This window comes from Hymenobacter humi (genome assembly GCF_042665855.1).
Taxonomy (GTDB): domain Bacteria; phylum Bacteroidota; class Bacteroidia; order Cytophagales; family Hymenobacteraceae; genus Hymenobacter; species Hymenobacter humi.
In genome coordinates this window covers 610132-632157 of the sequence record NZ_JBHTEK010000001.1, presented here as the reverse complement: position 1 = coordinate 632157, position 22026 = coordinate 610132, and the positions used below count along the sequence as shown (strand labels likewise).

18 protein-coding genes and 6 pseudogenes are annotated in these 22026 nt (G+C 58.5%); 12 read left to right on the top strand and 12 right to left on the bottom strand.

The window, feature by feature from the left end; genetic code table 11:
* Window positions 1-54: 54 nt before the first annotated feature.
* Window positions 55-645 carry a toxin-antitoxin system YwqK family antitoxin gene (locus ACFQT0_RS03535; protein ID WP_380200430.1) on the top strand — a complete coding sequence of 197 codons (591 nt, stop codon included), beginning with the start codon at window positions 55-57 and terminating at the stop codon, window positions 643-645.
* Window positions 646-669: 24 nt separating this feature from the next.
* Here the strand turns inward: ACFQT0_RS03535 and ACFQT0_RS03530 are convergent, their stop codons facing one another.
* From ACFQT0_RS03530 to ACFQT0_RS03505, 6 genes and pseudogenes are all read right to left on the bottom strand, one after another.
* A complete protein-coding gene (locus tag ACFQT0_RS03530) occupies window positions 670-1065 on the bottom strand; it encodes a hypothetical protein (protein WP_380200428.1) in 396 nt (131 codons plus the stop codon).
* Window positions 1066-1242: 177 nt separating this feature from the next.
* A complete protein-coding gene (locus tag ACFQT0_RS03525; RefSeq protein ID WP_380200426.1) occupies window positions 1243-2907 on the bottom strand; it encodes a T9SS type A sorting domain-containing protein in 1665 nt (554 codons plus the stop codon).
* A gap of 718 nt (window positions 2908-3625) precedes the next feature.
* Window positions 3626-5165, bottom strand: a pseudogene (gene gltX, locus ACFQT0_RS03520) (glutamate--tRNA ligase).
* Window positions 5166-5285: 120 nt separating this feature from the next.
* Window positions 5286-6581 (bottom strand): erythromycin esterase family protein, encoded by a 1296-nt coding sequence (locus tag ACFQT0_RS03515; protein WP_380200424.1) that lies wholly within the window; start codon window positions 6579-6581, stop codon window positions 5286-5288.
* 149 nt (window positions 6582-6730) lie between these two features.
* Complete coding sequence (locus tag ACFQT0_RS03510; protein WP_380200422.1) at window positions 6731-6922, bottom strand: hypothetical protein; 192 nt, start codon at window positions 6920-6922, stop codon at window positions 6731-6733.
* Window positions 6923-6977: 55 nt separating this feature from the next.
* Window positions 6978-7361 carry a Rid family detoxifying hydrolase gene (locus ACFQT0_RS03505; protein ID WP_380200420.1) on the bottom strand — a complete coding sequence of 128 codons (384 nt, stop codon included), beginning with the start codon at window positions 7359-7361 and terminating at the stop codon, window positions 6978-6980.
* Between the two features lie 50 nt (window positions 7362-7411).
* Here ACFQT0_RS03505 and ACFQT0_RS03500 point away from each other — a divergent pair, with 50 nt between their 5' ends.
* The gene (locus tag ACFQT0_RS03500) at window positions 7412-8128 is read left to right on the top strand and encodes a 3-hydroxyacyl-CoA dehydrogenase family protein (protein WP_380200418.1); all 717 of its coding nucleotides are present in this window, start codon (window positions 7412-7414) and stop codon (window positions 8126-8128) included.
* Window positions 8129-8193: 65 nt separating this feature from the next.
* Here the strand turns inward: ACFQT0_RS03500 and ACFQT0_RS03495 are convergent.
* The 5 genes and pseudogenes from ACFQT0_RS03495 to ACFQT0_RS03475 form a co-directional block, all read right to left on the bottom strand.
* A pseudogene (locus ACFQT0_RS03495) lies at window positions 8194-9492 on the bottom strand (DUF6056 family protein); the annotation flags it as partial.
* A gap of 246 nt (window positions 9493-9738) precedes the next feature.
* Window positions 9739-11575 (bottom strand): annotated as a pseudogene (gene glmS / locus ACFQT0_RS03490) (glutamine--fructose-6-phosphate transaminase (isomerizing)).
* 83 nt (window positions 11576-11658) lie between these two features.
* Complete coding sequence (locus ACFQT0_RS03485) at window positions 11659-12831, bottom strand: DUF4270 family protein (protein ID WP_380200416.1); 1173 nt, start codon at window positions 12829-12831, stop codon at window positions 11659-11661.
* 32 nt (window positions 12832-12863) lie between these two features.
* Complete coding sequence (locus tag ACFQT0_RS03480; protein ID WP_380200414.1) at window positions 12864-13178, bottom strand: hypothetical protein; 315 nt, start codon at window positions 13176-13178, stop codon at window positions 12864-12866.
* Window positions 13162-13974 carry a glycogen/starch synthase gene (locus ACFQT0_RS03475; RefSeq protein WP_380200412.1) on the bottom strand — a complete coding sequence of 271 codons (813 nt, stop codon included), beginning with the start codon at window positions 13972-13974 and terminating at the stop codon, window positions 13162-13164. The genes ACFQT0_RS03480 and ACFQT0_RS03475 overlap by 17 nt, the downstream gene beginning before the upstream one ends.
* A 118-nt stretch (window positions 13975-14092) precedes the next feature.
* Here ACFQT0_RS03475 and panC point away from each other — a divergent pair.
* From panC to ACFQT0_RS03450, 5 genes and pseudogenes are all read left to right on the top strand, one after another.
* Window positions 14093-14813, top strand: a pseudogene (gene panC, locus ACFQT0_RS03470) (pantoate--beta-alanine ligase).
* 1 nt (window position 14814) lies between these two features.
* On the top strand, window positions 14815-14937 hold the full coding sequence (locus tag ACFQT0_RS03465) for a hypothetical protein (RefSeq protein ID WP_380200410.1): 123 nt from the start codon (window positions 14815-14817) through the stop codon (window positions 14935-14937).
* Window positions 14938-14993: 56 nt separating this feature from the next.
* Window positions 14994-16028, top strand: a complete 1035-nt coding sequence (locus ACFQT0_RS03460; RefSeq protein WP_380200408.1) for a lysylphosphatidylglycerol synthase transmembrane domain-containing protein — start codon at window positions 14994-14996, stop codon at window positions 16026-16028.
* A gap of 13 nt (window positions 16029-16041) precedes the next feature.
* Window positions 16042-16519, top strand: a pseudogene (rfaE2, locus tag ACFQT0_RS03455) (D-glycero-beta-D-manno-heptose 1-phosphate adenylyltransferase).
* Between the two features lie 122 nt (window positions 16520-16641).
* Entirely contained in the window at window positions 16642-17319 is a 678-nt protein-coding gene (locus tag ACFQT0_RS03450) for a zinc metallopeptidase (protein ID WP_380200406.1), read from the top strand.
* A gap of 83 nt (window positions 17320-17402) precedes the next feature.
* Here ACFQT0_RS03450 and ettA read toward each other — a convergent pair.
* Window positions 17403-19069: pseudogene (gene ettA, locus ACFQT0_RS03445) on the bottom strand (energy-dependent translational throttle protein EttA).
* A 302-nt stretch (window positions 19070-19371) separates the two neighbouring features.
* Here ettA and ACFQT0_RS03440 point away from each other — a divergent pair.
* The 5 genes from ACFQT0_RS03440 to ACFQT0_RS03420 all read left to right on the top strand — a co-directional run bounded on the left by ACFQT0_RS03440 (window position 19372) and on the right by ACFQT0_RS03420 (window position 21817).
* On the top strand, window positions 19372-20076 hold the full coding sequence (locus ACFQT0_RS03440; RefSeq protein WP_380200404.1) for a DUF349 domain-containing protein: 705 nt from the start codon (window positions 19372-19374) through the stop codon (window positions 20074-20076).
* Window positions 20073-20690, top strand: coding sequence for a DUF349 domain-containing protein (locus ACFQT0_RS03435; protein ID WP_380200402.1), 618 nt, complete (start codon window positions 20073-20075; stop codon window positions 20688-20690). The genes ACFQT0_RS03440 and ACFQT0_RS03435 overlap by 4 nt, the downstream gene beginning before the upstream one ends.
* Window positions 20691-20790: 100 nt before the next feature.
* Window positions 20791-21012 (top strand): DUF2795 domain-containing protein, encoded by a 222-nt coding sequence (locus ACFQT0_RS03430; RefSeq protein ID WP_035561220.1) that lies wholly within the window; start codon window positions 20791-20793, stop codon window positions 21010-21012.
* A gap of 138 nt (window positions 21013-21150) precedes the next feature.
* Window positions 21151-21684, top strand: coding sequence for an ATP-binding cassette domain-containing protein (locus ACFQT0_RS03425; protein ID WP_380200399.1), 534 nt, complete (start codon window positions 21151-21153; stop codon window positions 21682-21684).
* A complete protein-coding gene (locus ACFQT0_RS03420; RefSeq protein ID WP_380200397.1) occupies window positions 21677-21817 on the top strand; it encodes a hypothetical protein in 141 nt (46 codons plus the stop codon). The genes ACFQT0_RS03425 and ACFQT0_RS03420 overlap by 8 nt, the downstream gene beginning before the upstream one ends.
* The last annotated feature ends 209 nt before the right edge of the window (window positions 21818-22026 follow it).

Below are 22026 nucleotides of genomic sequence, written 5' to 3'. Positions count from 1 at the left end.
CGTTGGGTAATTATCTTAAACTAAATTCATAGTTAATCCTAACGCCCTCTGTCCATGCGTTTTAAAGTGTTTGTATTGTTGCTTTGCTCGGCGCTGCTGAACGCCTGTGTCGCCAACAACGGGCCACGCGGCTTTTGGAAGCCGAACCGGTACGACCGCAACAGCCTGGCGAAAGGGCGCTGGCGCACTTACTATGATAATGACAGCAAGCAGCCCTTCACCACGGGTAAGTACCGGCACGGCCGGCCGGTGGGCACGTTCCGCTACTTCGCGCCCACCGGCAGCCTCGACCATTCCGAGCGCTACGGCCGAGATGGGCTGTGCGAAGTAACGTACTGGCATCCCAGCGGCAAGGTCGCGCGCCGGGGCAGCGCGCAGTGGGTCACCGGAAAAAGGGAGCCCGCTTCTATTGGTACGGGCCCTGGACGAGCTACGACGAGAGCGGCCAAATCACGTCCGTCCAAACCTATACCAACGGCACCATCAGCCGCACCGAAACCTACGAGCCTGGGCAAGCTCACGCAGGTGGAAACGCACGACAAAGACGGCAGGGTTACCCGAGCCGAAACCTATAAGGATGGTAATTTATTGAAAGTGGAAACCTTCGAAAACGGCCGCCGCACCGGCTCCTCGCTCACGCTGTAGCCAGCCGTTGAGCTGAAAATTGAGCTATTCGTCGGCTGGTAGGTCGGCGCGGGTTTCGGCCGCGGCGGCGTCGGGGTCGAGGGCGGCTTTCTTGCGCTTGGCCTCGCGGCTGGTGCGCTTCATGAAGTCCTCCTCGGTTTCTTCGGGCTCGGGCGAGTGTTCGGCGTCGGCAATGGGGAAGGCTTCGTCCTCGGTTTCGCCGGGCTCGGGCTTTTCACCGAACTGACCAGCGCGGTCCACCAGCTTTTTGTCGCGCACGTGGCGCCCCAAAAACTTGTTGATTTCTTCGATGCTGTAGTTGGAAGTGATTTCGCCCAGCGGATTCACCCCAATCTCAAAGCCTTCCAGCTCTTTGTGGACGCGGGCTTTTTTGTCGGGGTCTTGGGCTTTGGACTTGGGCTTGACGGGTTTCTTGGCCATGATGAGGTAGGTTTGGTGCGGTGCCTAACGCAGCATTTACGCGAATAAGCGCCGACGGGTGGTGTGCGTTGGAGCTTTGGCACAAAAAAGAGGCTAGCCCTCGGGCCAGCCTCTTTTTGCATGATTTACCGCCCACGTCTCAACTGCTAGGAAAAGCACGTAAGCTTGCGGAGGTGCTTAATTTGTTCCAGTAACGAATTGCCGGACCGTAAACCGGCCTTGCTCGGTTGTCAGGCTGAAAACATACACGCCCGTGGGCAAGCTTGGCAGTGTCACGGCCGCGTGCTCCGGGGTCAGGGCTTGCGTATATACAGGCCGGCCCAGCACGTCCAGCACCGCGAAACGGCTATTGGCGTCTAGCGTGCCCTGCACGGTGAACTGGCGGGGCGAAGCCGTGGGCACCAGCCAGTTGCCCGCCGCCCGCTCCGCCGCCAGAGCCACTACCGGGGAGTAGGCCGCCTGCCCATTATGGTCTACCTGCTGGAGGCGGTAGTAGGTAATTGCCGCCTGCGGGCGCTGGTCAGTGAATGTATAAGCCCGGGGCGTGGACGACTCGCCTGCGCCTGTCACGTTCGCCAACTTCGCGAAGGAGTTGCCGTCAGCAGAGCGCTCCACAGCAAAGTACGCGTTGTTGTGCTCGCTGGCCGTGTTCCAGCTCAGCAATGCCACGCTGCCCTGGCGACGGGCCGAAAAAGCCGCCAGCTGCACGGGTAGAGGGTTGGAGAGGGTAACCAAAACGCTCTTGGAGGTTGAGCACGCACCGGCAGTGGCTGTTACGGTGAAATTGTAGGACGATTGGGGGCCGGGTACCGAAGTCGTGACGGTTGCTCCTGAGGGGTAGGCATTGCCTCCCGGGCCGTTGCTCGTCCACTGAAATGTAGCGTCCGGGTAATTAGACGTAGCGGTGAGCGTGAATGGCGTGTTGCGCGTGGTATTAAGCGAGGTTGGGCTAACCGTGACAACCTGGGGCGTTATTGTTACCGGAATATTTGCCGAACCAGTGTTGGAGCAGTTAGAAGGGTTATTAGTCGTAACTGTGTAGGTCGTGCTACTACCAGGCGTAACTATGGCCGTAGTGGGAGAGCTATTGTTAAGAATATTGCCATCAGCATCTTTAAAAGTGAAGATAGTCCCGGCAATATTGCTGGCTGCGGAAAGTGTGATTGGCGTGCCAGGGCAAATTAACCCTATAGGGCTGCTGGAAGTCGTCAACGAAGGTGTAAACACCTCGATTTGCTGCTGCGTGTTGGGCCCACGGCTCGTTGGTACCGATACTGTGTATGTGGTTGTAGCGGTAGGAAATACAGTTATCGAACCAGTCGTGCTAGTTTCAGAGAAGCCAGGAGCCGTAAATGTGTAAATGGAGCCGGGAGTAGCACCGGTGGCTGTCAATAATACGCCGTCGCCCGAACACACAGATGCAGCAGCAGCTTCCAGCGTCAGGGTTGGCGCCAGCGTCAGGGTGAAAATCTCCGGTTTGTTATTCGGGCAGTTGATAAAACTGCTTAAAGTGTACGTAATCGGGGTATCAGAAGCAGCAACAGCGAACGTGACAGTGCCTCCTGCAGAGATTGGTTTTGTAACAGCGGCGCTGCCGACATTATCCGTCAGGGTTACGTTGCTGTTACTCTGCGAATAGACTGTGATTTCCTCCACGACAGAGGAGCCGAGGGCAGGCGGGCAATAGGTGCCCGTTGCACTGCCGGAACCATTGTTAGTACCAGTAGTAGTGGTGCTGCTGCCCGATGGGTAGGTAAATTCGTAGCGTCCAGAGCATTGGCTGTATCCGGTAAACGGCAAGCTGATGAAGAGGGCGAAAAAGCAGGTAAGGAGTTTGTTCATGGAGTCGGAAGGGTAAAGCGAGAAAAAATATAATTATTCGGTTTTGATTCGGTATTATTATCCGAGCGCTACCCATTTGAAGAAGAGAAGAACAACGGACTAAAGGTGAAGCCCAATTCTATGATTGAATAATCATAAACCTTAACCTTATTAAGTTTCAGTCGATGAATACCTTAACGCCTAAGACATATTCTGGCAGGTGTCCGATGTGCACAGATGATTAGTCAAGAGAGTGAAAAAGCGCTAAAAAGGAAGGGACGCCCGGATCAATATGACTTTGTTGTGAATATGAATAATGAAATCTTGCGCGTTGATAATGTAAATATATGTACGGTGCAGATAAAATTTGCATAAAAGAACATTGAATTGAATTTTAATAAAAAATAAGCTATACAGTAGTTGAAAAAATGATGTTAAAACACGCCTCTTCATCCGTGCACTGCTATCCCTGGCTCCCCATACTTTTCACTTCGTTTCGCCTGTAAATGGTGGCATGCCCTATAACTTAGCTTGGCTCCGCAGCAGCTATATCCCCGGTAGTAGTCCGGCTCCGTTAGCAGTGGCCCGTGCGGAATAATTGCCAAGGATAGCCTCTTGCCACATACAGAAGCGCTGCCTTTAAGCATCCAAGGTCTTGGCTGACAAAGCGTCGTGGCTGTAAAACACAAAAAATCCCTGGCTGTAGGGCCAGGGATTTTCTTTATGGTCGAACTGCCGGCTACCCCAAAGCAGCCACCGCCGTACGCAGGCGCGTAGCCACTTCGGCTTTGCCCAATATTGCCAGAGTCTCAAACAAATCGGGGCCGGCTCCGGCGCCGGTCACGGCCACGCGCAGGGCCTGCAGCACCTGACCGGGCTTCAGGCCCTGGCTTTCCACGGTCTGGCTGAACAGGGCTTTGAGGCCTTCGGCGGCGGTTTCAGGTGTGCCGGGCAGCGCCACGGCGTAGGCTGCTAGGGCATTGGCTACCTGTGGGTTCCACTTCTTGCTCACCACTTGCTCATCGTAGCTGTCGGGCGCTTGAAAGAAGTACTTGGCTTCCTGCCAGAAATCCTTGGGGAAGCTCACCCGCTCCTTCATCACGCTCACGATTTGCTCGGCCTTGGCTTGGTCGCAGGCAATGCCGTGCTCGGCCAGCGCGTTGAGCAGGTAGGGCGCGAGCTCGGCGTCGGATTTGGCGCGGAGGTAATGCTCGTTGTACCACTTCACCTTGTTCTGGTCGAAGCGGGCCGGCGACTTGCTCACCCGCTCGATGCTGAAGGCGGCAATCAGCTCGTCCATGGAGAAAATCTCCTGCTGCGAGCCGGGGTTCCAGCCCAGGAAAGCCAGGAAATTGATGAAGGCTTCGGGCAGGTAGCCGTCTTCGCGGTAGCCGCGGCTCACGGTGGGCTCGCCGGTTTCGCCGTCGAGGCCGTGCCATTCCAGGGGAAACACCGGGAAGCCGAGCTTGTCGCCGTCGCGCTTGCTGAGCTTGCCCGTGCCGTCGGGCTTGAGCAGCAGGGGCAAGTGGGCAAACTGCGGCATGGTGCTTTCCCAGCCCAGGTAGCGGTAGAGCAGCACGTGCAGCGGCGCCGAGGGCAGCCATTCCTCCCCGGATAACGTGCGAGATTTCCATCAAATGGTCGTCGACGATGTTGGCCAAGTGGTACGTGGGCATGCCGTCCGATTTCATCAACACCTTGTCGTCGATGGCGGAGGAGTGTACCACCACCCAGCCCCGAATCAGGTCCTGGAAGCGGACTTCCTCCTTGCGGGGCACCTTCAGGCGAATCACGTACTGCGCGCCGCTGTCGAGCAGCTGCTTCACCTCATCCTCGGGCAGGGTGAGGGAGTTGCGCATCTGGGCGCGCGTGATGCTGTTGTACTGCGGGTTGGGCACCTTGGCGGCCTGCAGGCGGGCGCGCATGGCGTCGAGCTCCTCGGGCGTATCGAAGGCGTAGTAGGCGTGGCCGCTGGCAATGAGCTGGTCGGCGTACTGCTTGTACATGGGCTTGCGCTCGCTCTGGCGGTAGGGCGCGTGCGGGCCGCCGGGACCCACGCCTTCGTCAATCACGATGCCGCACCAGGCCAGGGCTTCCAAAATGTAGTTTTCGGCGCCGGGCACGAAGCGGTTTTGGTCGGTATCCTCGATGCGAAGCAGCATCTTGCCGCCCAGCTTGCGGGCCAGCAGGTAGTTGTAAAGGGCCGTGCGGACGCCGCCAATGTGCAGGGGCCCGGTGGGCGACGGTGCAAAACGCACCCGAACTTCTCTCTCAGTCATAGGGCAAAAAAGCGCGCTCCGTAGGCCGAAGCGCGCCGCAAAGGTAAGGCCCGTAAGTAGTCGCGCGAAGTGGTGCCGCACCCAACTACTTAGACCATCTGTTTACTTCGCCTTTTTGCCTTATTCGCCCCAGGGGTAGAGGTCGGGCGGGCCTTTCTGAGCCGGATGAATATCGAGCGGATGCAGCGCGCGGGTGCGGTCCAGAAACAGAAACGCATCGTAGCGCTCGGGGATGACGGAAGGCACGTAGTTGCCGAACTGCTCGAACTGCGACCGGTACACCACCCCAATGGCGCGGTGGCCCTGCGACTGCCGCAAGTGGGCATGGTCCTTCAACTCCGACGAGAGCAGCAGGGCGTTAGCGCCGTCTAACTGGCTATGGAGCTGGCCTTCCCAGGAGTTGCGGGTGGCCGCGGGTACCTCCATCTTCTCCAGCTTTGCGCCCCAGGCCTTGCCGGCCACAACACTGCCCTGGTAAGACCCGAAGCCGATGCTGAACACCTGCTCGCGGCCCGCCTGCTCCCGGGCCAACTGGCCCAGGTTGACCATTTCTTCGCGGCGCATGTCGGTGTAGCGGGCATCGCCGATGTGCGTGTTGTGGGCCCAGATGATGGCCTTGCTGCCCGGGCCGTGCAGGTTGAGCAGGCGGGTGAGGGTTTCCATCATGTGATGGTCGCGCACATTCCACGAGGCCCCGCCGCCGCGCAACATGGCCTTGTAGTAGCGTTCGGCGTTCACGGCCACCAGGGCGTTTTGCTCGGCGCCAAAGGCCTGTTCGCGCTCGGGTAGATTGGCGTATTGCCGCTCGTGGGCCTGGTGGCGCAGGGCCCGCAGCACCTCGATGACTTCGGCCTGGCAATCTTCCGACACGAACGCCACGGCCCGGGCGTATTCCTGCGGGTCGGTGCTGTAGGGCTCGAAGCAACGGAACGCCTGGCGCGCCGCCGTTACGGCGCCGTCGCCCTGTTTTTCCACGTACCGCAGCACCTGCTGCAACGAATCCCACAGGCTGTACACGTCCAGGCCGTAGAAGCCCACCCGCGCCTCGGCCTGCAGGGGTTTGTTGTGGCGGTGCAGCCACTCCACCAGGGCCGCGATTTCCCAGTTGCCCCACATCCAGGTGGGCCAGCGGTTGAAGGTTTGCAGCAGCTGCGCGGCCGAGCCGTAGGCCACGTCGTCCTGCTTAATGGCCGCGTTCACTTCGAAGCAGTCCGGCCAATCGCCCTCCACGGCAATGAACTGAAAGCCTTTTTCGCGTATCAGCCGCTGACTAAGGGCGGTGCGCCACGTGTAGTATTCGTGGGTACCGTGCGAGGCCTCGCCCAGCAGCACCACGCGGGTGTCGCCTATGGCATCCAGCACCAGGTCCAGGTCTTCCGCCGTGCGGAAGGGGTGAGTGGGAAGGGAAGCAGGCATGGGAGGGCCCTCCGGGTAATGAACGGGGCTCTTACCCGCCCAGGAGGCGATGGAAGTACGCCCTTGGCCCCCAATTAGTTAATGCCGAGCTTGGCAAACAGCTCAACGCTATTGGCAGCGGCCGCCCCGCGCTGACAACGGGCAACTCCTCAATCCCGGTTTCGGAATCCCAGCCAGAGCACCAGCCCCAACAACGTGACTCCACCCCGGATGGCCCAGGCTACTGTTGGGCCCCACTGGTCAATCCACGTGAGAAATGCATAGTGGATATTGGGGTTGATGAGCGGCAGCACCAACGAAATGAGCCCAATGATGAGCAAGCCAAGTCCAAGTTCTTTCATACCCCGGGATAAAAGGAAAAGCGGACTTAAGCAGCATGCTCAGCCCAACGGGAATCTACGCTCCGACGGCTATGCAGGAAATCTCAACTTCCACGTCCCGGGGCAGGCGGCTCACTTCCACGGTTTCGCGCGCCGGTGCCGTGGCGTCGTCGAAGTACGAGCCGTACACTTGGTTGATGGTGGCGAAGTTGCCGAGGTCTTTGACGAAGATGCTGCACTTCACCACGTCGGTCAACGCCAGGCCCGCTGCGGCCAGTACCGCCGTCAGGTTCTTGAGCACTTGGTGGGTTTGGGCGGTTACATCGCCGGTTACGAGCTGTCCGCCGGCGTCGAGCGGAATCTGGCCCGATACGTACACGGTATTGCCCGCGCGCACGGCTTGTGAGTAGGGGCCAATGGGGGCAGGGGCCTGGTCGGTAAGGATAATCTGATGGGGCATGAACGGGAGAAGCTTAGGGTATCTTTGAAGCCAAAGTAACAACTGAAACCATGCACATCCTGGTCCTCGATGGCAACCACGTAGAAACTGAGTTCCGTGAGAAGTTCGGCTCCGCCCACGAATACACGTTTCTCCACACCGCGCACGGCCCCGAACGCGACGAGGATGCCGTTCAGCAGGTTATTGATGTAGCGGCTGCTACGGCCGCGGTAGCGTTCTTCTTTCCGGCTCAATTTGCCGCTGATGCCCCTTACCGGCTCCTGGCGGCCGCCACCTTCCCGGTCTTTGTCGAGACTACCTGCCACTCCCTGGCCGACAGCTTATCGGACCCTAAAAATGGGCCTACAACCGGCCTCTTCTTTGGGTTCTGCGGCCTACCCACCTTGCTCAACCGCCAGTTGCTCGAAGTCAGCGTCTTCCACGAAGCCGACCATGAGCAGCTTGCTGCCACCTGTGCCACCCTGGGCACCGACTTCCGCGTGGTCGCCGACCGGGTTGGGCTGGTTACACCCCGCGTTATTTGCCAGATTATCAACGAAGCCTGCTTTACCGTGCAGGAAGGCACCGCCACCATGCAGGACGTGGACCTTGGCATGAAGCTGGGCACCAATTACCCCCACGGCCCCTTTGCCTGGGCCAATGCCATCGGCGTGCCGCGGGTGTACCGCGTGCTCGAATCCCTGTGGAATGATACCCACGACGAGCGTTACAAAATCTGCCCACTGCTGAAGCGGCAGGCGCAGCGAGGGGAGCCGTTTGCGGTTTAGAATAGTTGGGAAAGCTCTGTTCTAAGCTTTAAAGTGCAAACTGCGTCTCAGGAACTTAGTCTGCCTCAACGCGCCGCTACTCCGGATATCACCCGCTTTGTGCCGAAATATCGGGCATAACCTTCTAAGAATTCCGGGTTGTTTGTTCCAACTATATCAAAGCTGTAGAGCAAATCAGGTCGGTTTCGTAGGGGCCGAATGGTTACTACAGGGGCCCCGCTATGCAGCGTTTGGTACCGCGCTCGAAGCTCGGCGTCATAGCCGGCGGCTTCGCCGTTCAGCCATTGGCGATAGGCGCGTATCACGTTGTTGCTGCCCTGGCCCAACATCGTCGCGCGGGTTTGCACGTTATAGTCGGCGAAAAAGAAAAGTACAAGCATCGCGGTCCACAGCGGGGCAAGCCGTCCCGTTGCCAGAGCATTGACCATAGGCGAGTATTGACTTGAGCGCGCCTGTCTGCAGCACCAGGTCAGTAACACCGCAAACCAACCGAGCAGGAACAGAAGATACAGCGTTGTGCGGGCTCTCAGGGGTAGCCCGGTGCCGCTTGCATAATAAGCCGGGCAGCTCGCCAACGTCATTAACCCAGCCAGCCCTATAGCCAGCAGCCCCGCCGGAAGCTGAGATAAGAACTGCACAATCAATTGGTCCCGCTGTTGCGCTATTCGGTTCATCGCAGGAAACACCAGCGCGGATAGTGCCAGTAGCACGGGGTTGCCGACCCACGTGAGCAGCAGGTATCCCGTAGTAGCAGTCGAGTAGCACAGCGTTTTAAGGACGCCGAACTGGCCTCCCATGCTCGCAATGCGCACAAAATTACCGGGCGCCACGAATGAAACCAAGCACCCCACTACCGCCAGCCCCGCCAGCAGCCACACTATCCGCCCTTCTTTCTGGCGCCAACTGATAAAGGCTCCTGCTGCCAGGGACATTAGAAAAGGCAGTGCAACAGGTTCCACGGTTCCTGCCACGGCGAGGGTTAACATGGCCAATGCCAGTAGCCAGCGACGGGCGCCACTCTTGGCCAGGCGCGCCATCGCATAGCGATTCAGCGCCACCAGCCAGACGAGCAAGAGCCATACCGCCATTATGTAAGTGTAGGCCCCCGTAAACCAGTACAAGCCTTCGGCCTGTCCGGGTGCATACGCCAGCCACAAGCCCAGGAGAAGTCCTGCTGCTAACCAACCCGCTTTGCCCGATAATACTAGTAATTCGCTAAGGCTAAAGCGCAATATCAGGAGCGTTCCAAAGATAAAAATCAAGGCGACCCACCAGTGGCCTTCCAGCCGGATATACAGCAACGGATTAACCAATGCCAACAACACCGTAGTTGTGTAGCGGCCTGTAAGAGTGAGGTAAAAGTGCTTTTGGGCTCTCCAAAAGCCTAACTCTTTACCGTGACCGCATCCAGATAATCATCAAGGGAGGGGTGATTATAAAAGGACAGACCCACAAACGGCAATACCACTAATACCAGCGCAATTGTAATCAGTAGGGTATGATGACGTCGTAGTGCGTGCATAACTTGGCCCATGATATTAATCATTAGAAATGCTATTTATGCAACTAATGATTAATATCATGGGCCAAGCCGCTTAACAAACAAATACCTATTCCACCGTCACCGATTTAGCCAGGTTGCGGGGCTGGTCCACGTTGCAGCCGCGTAACACGGCAATGTGGTAGCTCAACAATTGCAAGGGAACCACCGACACCAGCGGCATCAGCACTTCACTGGTGTGAGGCACTTCAATCACGAACTCGGCCATGGCCGGGATTACGGTGTCGCCTTCGCTAACCACCGCGATGATGCGCCCTTTGCGGGCCTTCACTTCCTGGATGTTGCTCACCACCTTCTCGTACGAGCTGTCGCGGGTGGCAATAACCACGACCGGCATGTTCTCGTCAATCAGCGCGATGGGGCCGTGCTTCATTTCCGCGGCGGGATAACCTTCGGCGTGGATGTAGCTGATTTCCTTAAGTTTCAAAGCGCCTTCCAGGGCTACGGGGAAATTGTAGCCCCGGCCCAGGTACAGGAAATTGGTCGCGTCTTTGAAGATTTCGGCAATGGCCTGAATCTCCGTGTCGAGCTCCAACGCCTTTTCTACCTTGGCCGGAATGGTGTCCAGCTCAACCATCAGGCTCGCGCAGCTTGGTGTCGGTAATGGTACCGCGCTTCTGGCCCATAATCATGGCCAGCAGCGTGAGCACAGTTACCTGAGCGGTAAAAGCCTTTGTGGAGGCCACACCGATTTCCGGACCGGCGTGGGTATAAGCACCGGCGTCGGTAGCACGCGCAATGCTGCTGCCCACCACGTTGCATACTCCGAAAATGGTGGCGCCTTTGCTCTTGGCCAGCTCAATGGCCGCCAGCGTATCGGCGGTTTCGCCGCTTTGCGAAATCGCAATTACGATGTCGCGCTCCGTGATAACGGGGTTGCGGTAACGGAATTCCGACGCGTATTCCACTTCTACCGGGATGCGCGCCAGGTCCTCAATCAGGTACTCAGCAACCAAACCCGCGTGCCACGAGGTACCGCAAGCCACGATGATGATGCGCTGAGCGTTTACAAACTTCTGCTCGTAAGCCCGGATGCCGCCCATGTTCAGGTGGCCGGCTTCCAGCTCCAGGCGTCCGCGCATCGAGTCGAGAATCGAGCGGGGCTGCTCAAAAATCTCCTTTAACATGAAGTGCTCGTAGCCGCCTTTCTCGATGCTGTCAAGCTCCATTTCCAGCTTCTGGATGTAGGGCGTCTGGCTTACATCTTCTTTGCTGCGAATCTCCAGCTGCCCGTCGCGGATGACAACGATTTCGTAGTCATTGACATAGACTACTTCGTTGGTGTACTCAATGATGGGCGTGGCATCAGAGGCAATAAAGAACTCGCCTTCGCCAATGCCAATGACCATTGGAGAGCCTTTGCGGGCCGCAATGAGCTGATTGGGAGCATCTTTGCTCATTACCACAATTGCGTAGGCACCTACTACTTCGTGCAGCGCGAGGCGCACGGCTTCTTCCAGCGAGCACTCGTTCTGCTTCTGGATTTCCTCAATCAGATTGACGAAAACCTCGGTGTCGGTGTCGGAATGAAAGGTGTGCCCTTGCTTCAGCAAGTGCGTTTTCAGCGCGGCGTAGTTCTCGATAATGCCGTTGTGAATGATGGCAATGCGCTGCGAAGTCGAGTAGTGCGGGTGGGCATTCTCGTCGTTGGGTTCGCCGTGCGTGGCCCAGCGGGTATGGCCCATGCCCACGTGGGAGTGGGTGTCTTTGGTAGAAATAAAGGCTTCTAATTCGCTAACCTTGCCCTTCTTTTTATAAACGTTTAGCTCACCGTTGAGCAGTGCTACGCCGGCGGAGTCATAGCCGCGGTATTCGAGCCGATGCAAGCCTTTGAGAATGATGGGGCAGGCCTCGCGATGGCCCAGATAAGCAACAATGCCGCACATGGCAGGATGGGTTAAATAGTTGGAAGAATGAAGAATAATAGCCAGCTCGCTGGCCCGGAGAAAACTCCGCTCTATGCTACTTGTTAGCGCTTGGAATAATATACCCGCAAACTAATGTTGGCGGCGTCAAGGGCTGCTCGGTTGAGCGATAATACATTAGGAGCATCGAGGATTGGATTGCGGTCCGGCGAAGAAGTCAAGACTGAGGTAGGTACCAGCACTAATGCGGCCGGGTTACCATCAATCTTGCCCGTAAGGTAAGCCTGCAAATAGCTGGTAATGGGCAGACTGTAGTAGGACTGACTGGTCGAGGCATCCGTCAATGATGTAAAAGCAGGATTGCCCACCCCAAGTTGGTTCGAGCCGTCGGCCTGCACTATACGATTGGTGGGAATAAAATTCGCCGTGCGTTGCAGCACCTCGTTGTTAGTACCCACTTCCACGGCGTAGAGCTGGCTGGGGTTGGGAAACAACGCGTTGGAAAACGGTTTAACGGGCACTCGCAATTCGGCCCGGTTGATAGTCAGGCCCGGCGTCTTGGTCAACTCTTCCAGTCCTTTGAACTTGATGCGCGTGCCCAGACCGGTGCCTTCCTGCACATAGCTGGTTTCGCCAGACGCATTGCGGGCAATGGCTTGTTTGGTATCAGCTAGCGCGCTCAGTGGCGTGCCTGCCAGGTCGTTGGTGATTTGGGTGTAGTAGCGTGGGTCACGGGCCGGGGGCAGGCCTTGGCTACCGCTAAACACGGGCCCAAAGAACAAGGAGTACGTACGACGCAGGGTGTCGGCGGCGTGGAAGTACACTATCATGCGCTGGGCGTTGGACCGGGCAAAGCTCACAATGCTGCTGTTGTGGCCGGCACTGGGCGCAACCACTAGCCCTTTCAAGGCCGCATCCAACTGGGTCTGACCAAAATTGGGCAGGGAGAGTTTGTCAAATAAGTCGGTAGCAAACGGCAACGGAATGGCCGTAATTGCCGGCCGTCCGGCCGCAGCCGGGAAAGCCCGGCGCTGCAGCAGCAAGCGCACGGTTTGGTCCGGTACGATGGTCGTGGAGGCCGGCGTCGTTCCGCTGGCGGCCGTGGTTACCTTCCGGGTACGGTCGAGGCGGCTCGTCAGGTTTTGGCCCAGCAGGTCGCCGGTTGCCGTCGTGGTTCCGCTGTCGTAGGCCTGCCGTTCGTCGAGTGGGGCAGCCAGCTTGTAAACGTCGAATTTCACCGGCGTGGTGGAACTGCCATACACTTTGTCGAACCCCATGACGAGCACAACCGAGTCCAGAACGGGCCGGGTCAGTTTAGAGGGCAGGGAGTCGAGGGCGCCCCGGTGGGCACATCGTTGCCATTCACGACGTTGAAATACGCGCGTGCTTCGGTGGAGCCCGCCACGTTGTCAACGAGGCGGCCTACTAAAAAACGGTCGGTTTTAAGGGTTTGGACCGGCGCAAGCCGCACCACGTCCACGTCGACGTCCAAGTCTTTGTACTCGGTGCTGATGGCCGCGGTGTCGGGCAGGTCTACGTTTAAGTCGGTGCCTTCATCGCAGCCGGCCAGGGCCAGGGCGGCCAGGGCCACTAAGGGAGCACAGCGGCTAGTTAGCCAATTCATTGTAGAGCGCTAGGTATGAAGAGTGCAGGTTTTCGTCGGTGGCTACCTGGCTGAGCCGGTTGTGGAGGGCGTATTCGGTGAACATGCCGTTCATGTTGTCGCTGAAGTCCTCATCGGAGCGCACCACGGTGTCCGCATATTCCATGCCCATCTTGATGAAGCCACTGAAGTCCGCCGTTTTCAGCGAGGCCAGCATGGAATCGTCAATGTCCAGCATTTTGGCTTTCTCGAGGATGTTGCCCTCAAATTTGTCGGCAAACTCGTTGTTGTAAATCGAAAACACCGACTTGGCGTCCTTGAACACCGGGTCTTTTTTGTAGGTGGTTTTCAGGTACAGCGGAATCAGGCCCGTCATCCAGTCGCTACAATGCACAATGTTGGGCGACCAGCCGAGCTTTTTCACCGTCTCGAGCACACCTTTGCAGAAGAAAATGGCGCGCTCGTCGTTGTCGGCGTAGAACTTGTCGTTTTTGTCGACCAGGGCCGACTTGCGATGGAAATAATCTTCGTTATCGATAAAATAAACTTGCAGCTTGGCCGTCGGAATAGAAGCCACCTTGATAACCAAAGGCTTCTCGTCGTCTCCCACGGCGATGTTGATGCCCGAAAGGCGCACTACTTCATGCAGCCGATTCTTGCGCTCGTTGATAATGCCAAAACGAGGCACGAAAATGCGAATCTCGCACCCCATCTCCTGCATGCTGGCGGGCAGCCGACGCAGCATTTCAGCCACTTTCGTGGTCTGCAGAAACGGGTCAATTTCGGTGGCCGCGTAAAGGATTCGTAGCTTCGACATAAGGGATTATTGAAGAGAATGGGACAAGGCCATGCTATGGGTGCACAAAATTAAACAATTTTGAGCGGAAAATCAATAAAACCTACTTCGGAGGCCCTGCCAATTGCCTCCTTCCTCTATGCAGATACTTACTACCGCCGCCGGGTTGCAAGCCTACACCGAGCAGGCTCGTCAAACCGGCAAACGGGTGGGCCTGGTTCCCACGATGGGGGCCTTGCACGACGGCCACCTCCAACTCGTGCAAGCCGCCGCTACTGATTGTGACGAAGTGATTGTCAGTCTTTTTGTCAATCCCACGCAGTTCAACAATGCCGAAGATTTCCGGCTCTATCCCCGCGTGCCCGAGGCTGATGCGGCCCTGCTGGCCCTGCGGGCTGCACGGTTTTGTTTGCGCCTACGGTCGAGGAAATGTACCCCCGGCCGACGGTGCTGCGCTTCGATTTCGGAGACCTGGAACGGGTGATGGAAGGGGCGCACCGGCCCGGTCATTTCAACGGCGTGGCCACCGTGGTGAGCAAGCTTTTTCACATGGCGCGCCCGCACCGGGCTTACTTCGGCCAGAAAGACTGGCAGCAAGTGGCCGTGATTCGCCACTCGTGGCCGATTTATCGTTCGACGTGGAAATCGTGACCTGCCCGACCATCCGCGAAGCCGACGGGCTGGCCATGTCGTCGCGCAACCGCCGACTGGACTCTGTCGCTCGCGCAGCGGCGCCGGTCCTGTACCGGGTGCTGGCCGCTGCCGCGGCTCAGGTGCGCCAGGAGTGCTGCCGGCGCACGTACAGGGGGCGCAACGGCTGCATTAGCTCAAGAACCGCTCGTTGCCCTCGAATACATTGAAGTGTCCGACGCACAGACATTGCAGCCGCTAGCGGAGTATGTGGACGGTCGGGACGTAGTGCTGTGCCTGGCCGCGCACCTGGGCGGCGTCCGGCTGATTGATAATGTAGTGGTGGAGCGCTGACCCGGTACCGGGGCCGCTTTACCTTTGCTTAATTATCACTATCCACTCATAGCTAGTTGAAGCAACTCCTCACCATTCTCAAATATGGGCTGTTATTGGCTCTGTCGGGGGCACTAATGGTGTACGCCGTGCGCGGACAGGACCTGTCGCGCATTGGCTACTACATTCGCTCGGCCAACTATTTCTGGCTCGGCGTTACGATGACGCTGTCGATATTGGGCTACTTAAGCCGGGCCTACCGCTGGCAGATGCAGCTCACCGCTTCGCGCCATAAGGTGCCGTTCTGGAACGTGTACCACGCCATGATGGTGGGTTACCTGGCCAACATCGTGCTGCCGCGCATGGGCGAAGTCATCCGCTGCTCGGTGCTGCGGCGCACGAGTGGGGTGCCGGTAGAAGTGTCCTTGGGGACGGTGATAACCGAGCGGGTGATTGACGTGCTGGTGCTGGCCCTGCTGCTTGGTTCGGTGCTGTTGCTGGAATTCAACAAGTTCTGGGCCTTTATCCAAAGCCTGTTTGTGGACAAGTACGACTCGCTGGAGGCCAACCGTGGGGTGCTGCTAGCAGTGGTGGGCATTGCCGGGCTGCTGGTGCTGCTGTTCGGCTATTTGCTGTTTCGCAACCTTGACAAGCTGCGTAACAACGCTTTGTTTATGAAGATAGTGGCCTTTGCAAAAGGCTTGTTGGCGGGTGTGTTTAGCGTAATGAAGCTGGAGAACAAAGGCCTGTTTCTGCTGCACACCGTATTCACCTGGCTGGTGTATTACCTGATGGATTATCTGGCCTTTAAGTGTTTCCCGGAAACGTACACTCTGGACATGAAAGCCGGCCTGGCAGTCCTCACCTTCGGGGCTTTCGGGATGGCCGCGCCGGTTTCCGGGGGCATCGGCGTGTTTCACGTGATGGTGCAGAGCACGCTGCTGGTGTATGGCATTAGCAAAGAAGCCGGCATTGCCTACGCGCTGGTGGTGCACGGCGCCCAGACCATTCTGGTGGTGTTTATGGGCGGCATTAGTTTTATCGCCAGCGCCATTCAGTCCAGCAAAGTGCCCCGGCCGCTGGCAGTTGAGCCGGTGGCTTCTAATTCATAATTCCTGGGCCTCTATGTGGACGAAAGATAAGATTCTAACCCGGGAGCAGGTGCCCGCCACGCTTGCCAACTGGCGGGCTCAGGGCCGCAAGGTGGTGTTCACTAACGGTTGCTTCGACTTGCTACACCTGGGCCACGTGGACTACCTAGAGCACGCCCGGCACCTGGGCGATGCCTTGGTTGTGGGCCTCAATACCGATGCATCGGTGGGCGCCCTCAAGCCCGGCCGGCCCATTCAGGACGAGGTAGCCCGCGCCCGCATTCTGGCCTCGCTGGAGTTTGTCGATGCGGTGGTGCTCTTTGGCGAACCCACGCCGCTGGCGCTAATTGAGCCTGGTGCAGCCCGATGTGCTGGTGAAGGGCGACGACTACACCATTGACGGAATTGTGGGGCATGAATTGGTGTTGAATCGGGGTGGGCAAGTGCTCACGGTGCCCCTGGTGCCGGGCTACAGCACCTCGCGTATTGTCGAGCGTATAATGGGCTCGTAGCAAGAGTTACTGCGCCTTGGTTACCAGTTGCCTATTCATAATAACTTCCTGCTGAAATGTAGAACCCTGGCCTTAAGTACCGAGCCCTGTTTCATTTCACTTTTTTACCCAAACTCATTTCCATGTACCTGATTCTCATTGTACTCATGATGGTTAGCTGGGGCATCCAGTGGCGCCTTCGCAGCAAGTTCAAGCAGTACGCGCAAGTGGGCCTGCACGCCAACCTCACGGGTGCCCAAGTGGCTGAGCTGATGCTGGCCGACCACGGCATCACCGACGTGCGTATCATCAGCACCGAAGGCCGCCTTACCGACCACTATAACCCCACCGATAAAACCGTGAACCTGAGCGAAAGCGTGTACGCCGAGCGTAGCGCCGCTGCCGCGGCCATCGCCTCGCACGAATGCGGCCACGCCGTGCAGCACGCCACGGCCTATTCCATGCTGCAGTTCCGCTCGGCTATGGTGCCGGCCCTGAGTGCGGTATCTACCTGGATGCCGTGGATTCTGCTCGCGGGCGTGTTCATGATTAACCGCAGCCTGATTCCGCTGGGCGTGGGCATCGCCTTGTTTTCGCTCACCACGCTGTTTGCCTTCGTTACGCTGCCGGTGGAGTTCGACGCTTCGCGCCGGGCCCTGGCCTGGATGGACAAGCGCGGCGTTGTGACTACCCAGGAGCACGCCATGGCCAAAGATGCCCTGTGGTGGGCCGCCATGACCTACGTGGTAGCGGCCATTAGCTCGCTGGCTACGTTGCTGTACTACGTGAGCATCTTTATGAGTGGCAACCGCCGCAACTAAGCTCAGCCAGAAATTGAGCTAAGCCATGAAAAAAGCCGCCCATTTCGGAGCGGCTTTTTTTATGGTGCATGGCGTTTATCGAGTTAGCTCAACTTCTTGTAGCGCACGCGCTTGGGCTCTACATCGCCGAGGCGCTTGCGCTTGGCCTCCTCGTAGTCGGTAAAGTTGCCCTCGAACCACACTACCTCGGAGTCGCCTTCGAAGGCCAGGATGTGCGTGGCCAGGCGGTCGAGGAACCACCGGTCGTGGCTGATGATGACGGCGCAGCCGGCAAAGTTTTCCAGGGCATCTTCCAGGGCCCGGATGGCATTCACGTCCAGGTCGTTGGTGGGTTCGTCGAGCAGGAGCAGGTTAGCGCCCTGCTTCAGGGTCATGGCCAGGTGCACGCGGTTTTTTCGCCGCCCGAGAGCATGCCGACTTTCTTCTCCTGGTCGCCGCCGCCGAAGTTGAACTTGCTTACGTAAGCGCGGGAGTTCACCGGCCGGCCGGCCAGCAGCATGGTTTCGGTGCCGCCCGTGATGGTATCGAATACCGACTTGCTGGGGTCGAGCGTGTCGTGCTGCTGGTCGATGTACGCCGTCTGCACCGTGGGGCCGACTTCGAACGTGCCCGCGTCGGGCTCCAGGCCTGGTGGGTGATGAGGCGGAACAGCGTGGTTTTACCGGCGCCGTTGGGCCCGATGATGCCCACGATGCCGCCTTGGGGCAGCGAGAAGCTCAGGTTCTCAAACAGCAGCTTGTCGCCGAACGACTTGGTCAGCCCTTCGGCCTCGATAACCTGGGCACCCAGGCGCGGGCCGTCGGGGATGAAGAGTTCCAGCTTCTGCTCCTTGTCCTTGGCTTCCTCGCTGGCCAGCTTGTCGTAGTTGGCCAGGCGGGCCTTGCCTTTCGATTGCCGCGCTTTGGGCGACATCCGCACCCAGTCCAGCTCGCGCTGCAGGGTTTTCATGCGCTTGCTTTCGGTGTTCTCTTCCTGGGCCATGCGGGTAGTCTTCTGCTCCAGCCAGCTGCTGTAGTTGCCCTTCCACGGAATTCCTGAGCCGCGGTCGAGCTCCAGAATCCAGCCGGCCACGTTGTCGAGGAAGTACCGGTCGTGGGTCACGGCGATGACGGTGCCCTTGTATTGCTGCAGGTGCTGCTCGAGCCAGAGCACGCTTTCGGCGTCGAGGTGGTTGGTGGGCTCGTCGAGCAGCAGCACGTCGGGCTCCTGCAGCAGCAGGCGGCACAAAGCCACGCGGCGCTTCTCACCGCCCGAGAGGTTGCCAATAATGGCTTCCTGCGCCGGGGTGCGCAGGGCATCCATGGCCCGCTCGAGCTTCGAGTCCAGGTTCCAGGCATCGAGCTGGTCCAGCCGCTCCTGCACCTTGCCCTGGCGGTCGAGCAGCTTGTCGAAGTCGGCGTCTTCGGCCCCGAAGGCTTCGTTGATTTCGTCGAACTCCTTGAGCATGGCCACCGTCTCGGCCACGCCTTCTTCTACCACTTCGCGCACCGTTTTGGTGGGGTCGAGCCTGGGGCTCCTGCTCGAGGTAGCCCACCGAGTAGCCGGGCGAAAACACCACTTCGCCCTGAAACTGCTTGTCGACGCCGGCAATGATTTTCAGCAGGCTCGACTTGCCTGAGCCGTTGAGGCCGAGCACACCGATTTTGGCGCCGTAGAAAAAAGATAGATAAATATTCTTGAGAACTTGCTTCTGGGGCGGGTAAATCTTACTCACGCCGGCCATGCTGAAAATGATGGTCTGGTCGCTCATGGGCTTGGGGAAATGAAGGAGTGAACAAAGCGGCCGAAACCGCGAAAGGGGCCAATTCAAAGGCAATGAAGGGCCGTTGAGCTGCAAAGAACGGGAGGGACGCTCTTGTAAACGATGTCTTTTCTTATGATTGGGCCAGCTCGGTGGCCGTCAATTGCCGCGTTGCGGCTCAACCCCCGAGCTCCACCGCCGCAAAACACATCAATTCATCACGTTTTTACCGTAAACTTGTAGTCCCTTCCCACTTCACGTTTCAACATCTCCCGTATTCAACACTCCTACCCACGAGCTCAATTTTTAGTATGGAACCTACCGACCCCCTGCTGGCCGAAGCCAAGCGCTACGGCTACGTGGAAGCCGGCGGTGTTTGGCTGCGCCCGGTGCTGGGCCAGCCCGCCCGCCAGATAGGCTTGGTCAAAGAATCAGACGAGGCGGCCCTGCTCTACTTTGCGCAGCGCTTCGAAGCCCTGCGGGCCAAAGTCGACGCGCTGCTGGCCAAGATGGAAGCGAGCGAAAACAAAGGCTCGTTTTTGATGAAGGCGCTGCATCTCAAGGAACAGTTGCTGACCTACGACGGCCTCGGCGATTTCGTGGCCCTGCACCGCCGCCTCACCGATGCCGAGGAGTCCATTGCCGTCACGGTCGCCCACAACCGCGAGAAAAACCTAGCCACCAAAATCGGCTTCATTCACGAAGCCGAAGCCCTGCGCGACAGCGTGGAGTGGATATCGGCCAGCGAAAAGGTGAAGGACCTGCGCCAGGGCTGGCTCAAGACCGGCCCCGTGAACAAGGAAAGGGCCGACGAGCTGGAATCCCGTTTCCAGACGGCCATTCAGGCGTTTTTCGACCGCCGCAAGGCCTTTCAGTCCGATAAAAAGGCAATGACCAACCGGGTGCAAACCCGCTACCGTGACCTGATTCAGCAAGCCGAAAACCTCAAAAACTCCGACCAGTTCGAAACCACCTCGCGCCACTCAAGCAGCTGCAGCAGGCCTGGCGCGAAGTGAACGGCACCTTGCCCAAGAAGCAGGCCTCGGAACTGTGGACCCGTTTCCGGGCGGCCAACAACCATTTCTTCGAGCGGCTCAAGGTGCACATTGCCACCCAGCAGGCCACCGCCGGCAGCCCCGGCACGCCGGCCTCGCCCGAGGATTTGCTGGCCCGCAAGCGCGCCCTGGCCGAGCGCGCCGAGGCCCTGATGAGCGTGCCCCCGCAGGAAGCCATTCATCAGGCCAAGGCCCTGCAGGCGGAGTGGAAGCAGGTAGGCACCGTGCGCGGAGAGGAGTCGGACCGCATCTGGCAGCGCTTCATGGTGGCCTGCGACAAGATTTTTGAGTTGAGCGCCCTCGAGTACCACTTGCGCAAGCGCGTGGGCGGTGAGGCAGCGACCTCGCCCGCCGAGCGCGCCCGCTTCCGGGCCAGCACCCTGCGCGAGCTGCTCAAGGACGACCAGCAGGAGCTCGAAGTCCTGCGCGACAACCTCGACAAGCTCAGCCCCAGCGCCGCCAACGACGCCTTCCGGCAGATGCTGCAAACCAAAATCCGCTCGTTCGAGCGTAAGATTCGGACGAAAAACGACTTAATTGCTTTATTTAGCCAGCAGGCCCAGGCCGCCAGCTAACCTTGTCGGCCCTTTTTCGTTGTCGATTTCAACGCAATTAGCGGCTTGCATTTTCGCAGGAAACTGTTACCTTCGCCAACCTTTTTTTATCCTCCTCACTATGTATTGGACACTCGAACTGGCTTCCTACCTGGAAGATGCTCCCTGGCCTGCCACCAAAGACGAACTGATTGACTTTTCTATCCGCTCGGGTGCGCCGATGGAAGTGGTTGAGAACCTGCAAGCCCTGGAGGACGACGGCCAACCCTACGAAAACATCGAGGAAGTATGGCCCGACTACCCGACCAAGGAGGACTTCATGTTCAACGAGGACGAGTACTAGCGTGAATGAAGAATTAAGAATGAAGAATGAAGAATCGGGGACATCCCCAAATTCCTCCTTCCTCCTTCCTCATTCTTCATTAAATATAGAAAATCTGGTTGCGGGCTACCCCGGAAGGGTGCTGGTCCGCAACCTTTTTTGTGCCTGCCCGAGCCGGCTTTTGTGGCCGTGGTGGGCCACAACGGCAGCGGCAAAACCACGCTGTTTCGGGTACTCACGGGCCAGCTGCCCTACGAGGGCAGCGCGCGGCTGCTGGGGCAGGAAGTGCGCGACCTGCGGCGGGCCGCGGCCGCGGGCCTGTTGGGCTATTTGCCTCAGCGCGGCAGCATCGGGTTTTCCATCGCCGTGCGGGAGCTGGTAGTAATGGGCCGCTACCGTCACCACGGCCTGCTCAGCGCCTATGCCCCCGCCGACTATGCCCTAGCCGATGCCGCGCTGGAGCGCGTGGGCGTGGCCCACTTAGCCCAGCGCGACTTCACGGAGCTCTCTGGCGGCGAGCAGCAGATGGTGTGGCTGGCTCAACTCAGCCTGCAGGATGCCCAGGTGTACCTGCTCGACGAGCCCACCCAGCAGGCTCGACGTGTACTACCGCCGCCAGGTATTCGAGCTCGTGCACGGCTGGGTCACCGAGCAGGGCAAAACCGTGCTCTGCAGCACCCACGACTTGGATAACCTGCCCGAGCTAACGGGATCTCTGCTCAACTTGTCAGAGCCGGAGCCGCAGTTGCGCGTCATTTCTGCGGCCACCGTGCAGGCCGCCCGCAAATGGCTGGAGCAAGCGCCGCAGGTACGAGTTGCTGAATGAGGAATTGGGGCCGAGAAGGGCGGACAACTCCCCTCCTTTTTTAGGGAGGGGATGCTCAACTGCCAAGTTGAGTGGTTGCCCTCGTTGAATGACACCCGAACGATTCCAGCCCAAGTTGTTCTGCCATCGTTCAAAGACTTCAACCACCCCCGTTCGAGCCCTTGGCTCGAACATCCCCTCCTTAACTAAGGAGGGGAGTTGTCGTTCGC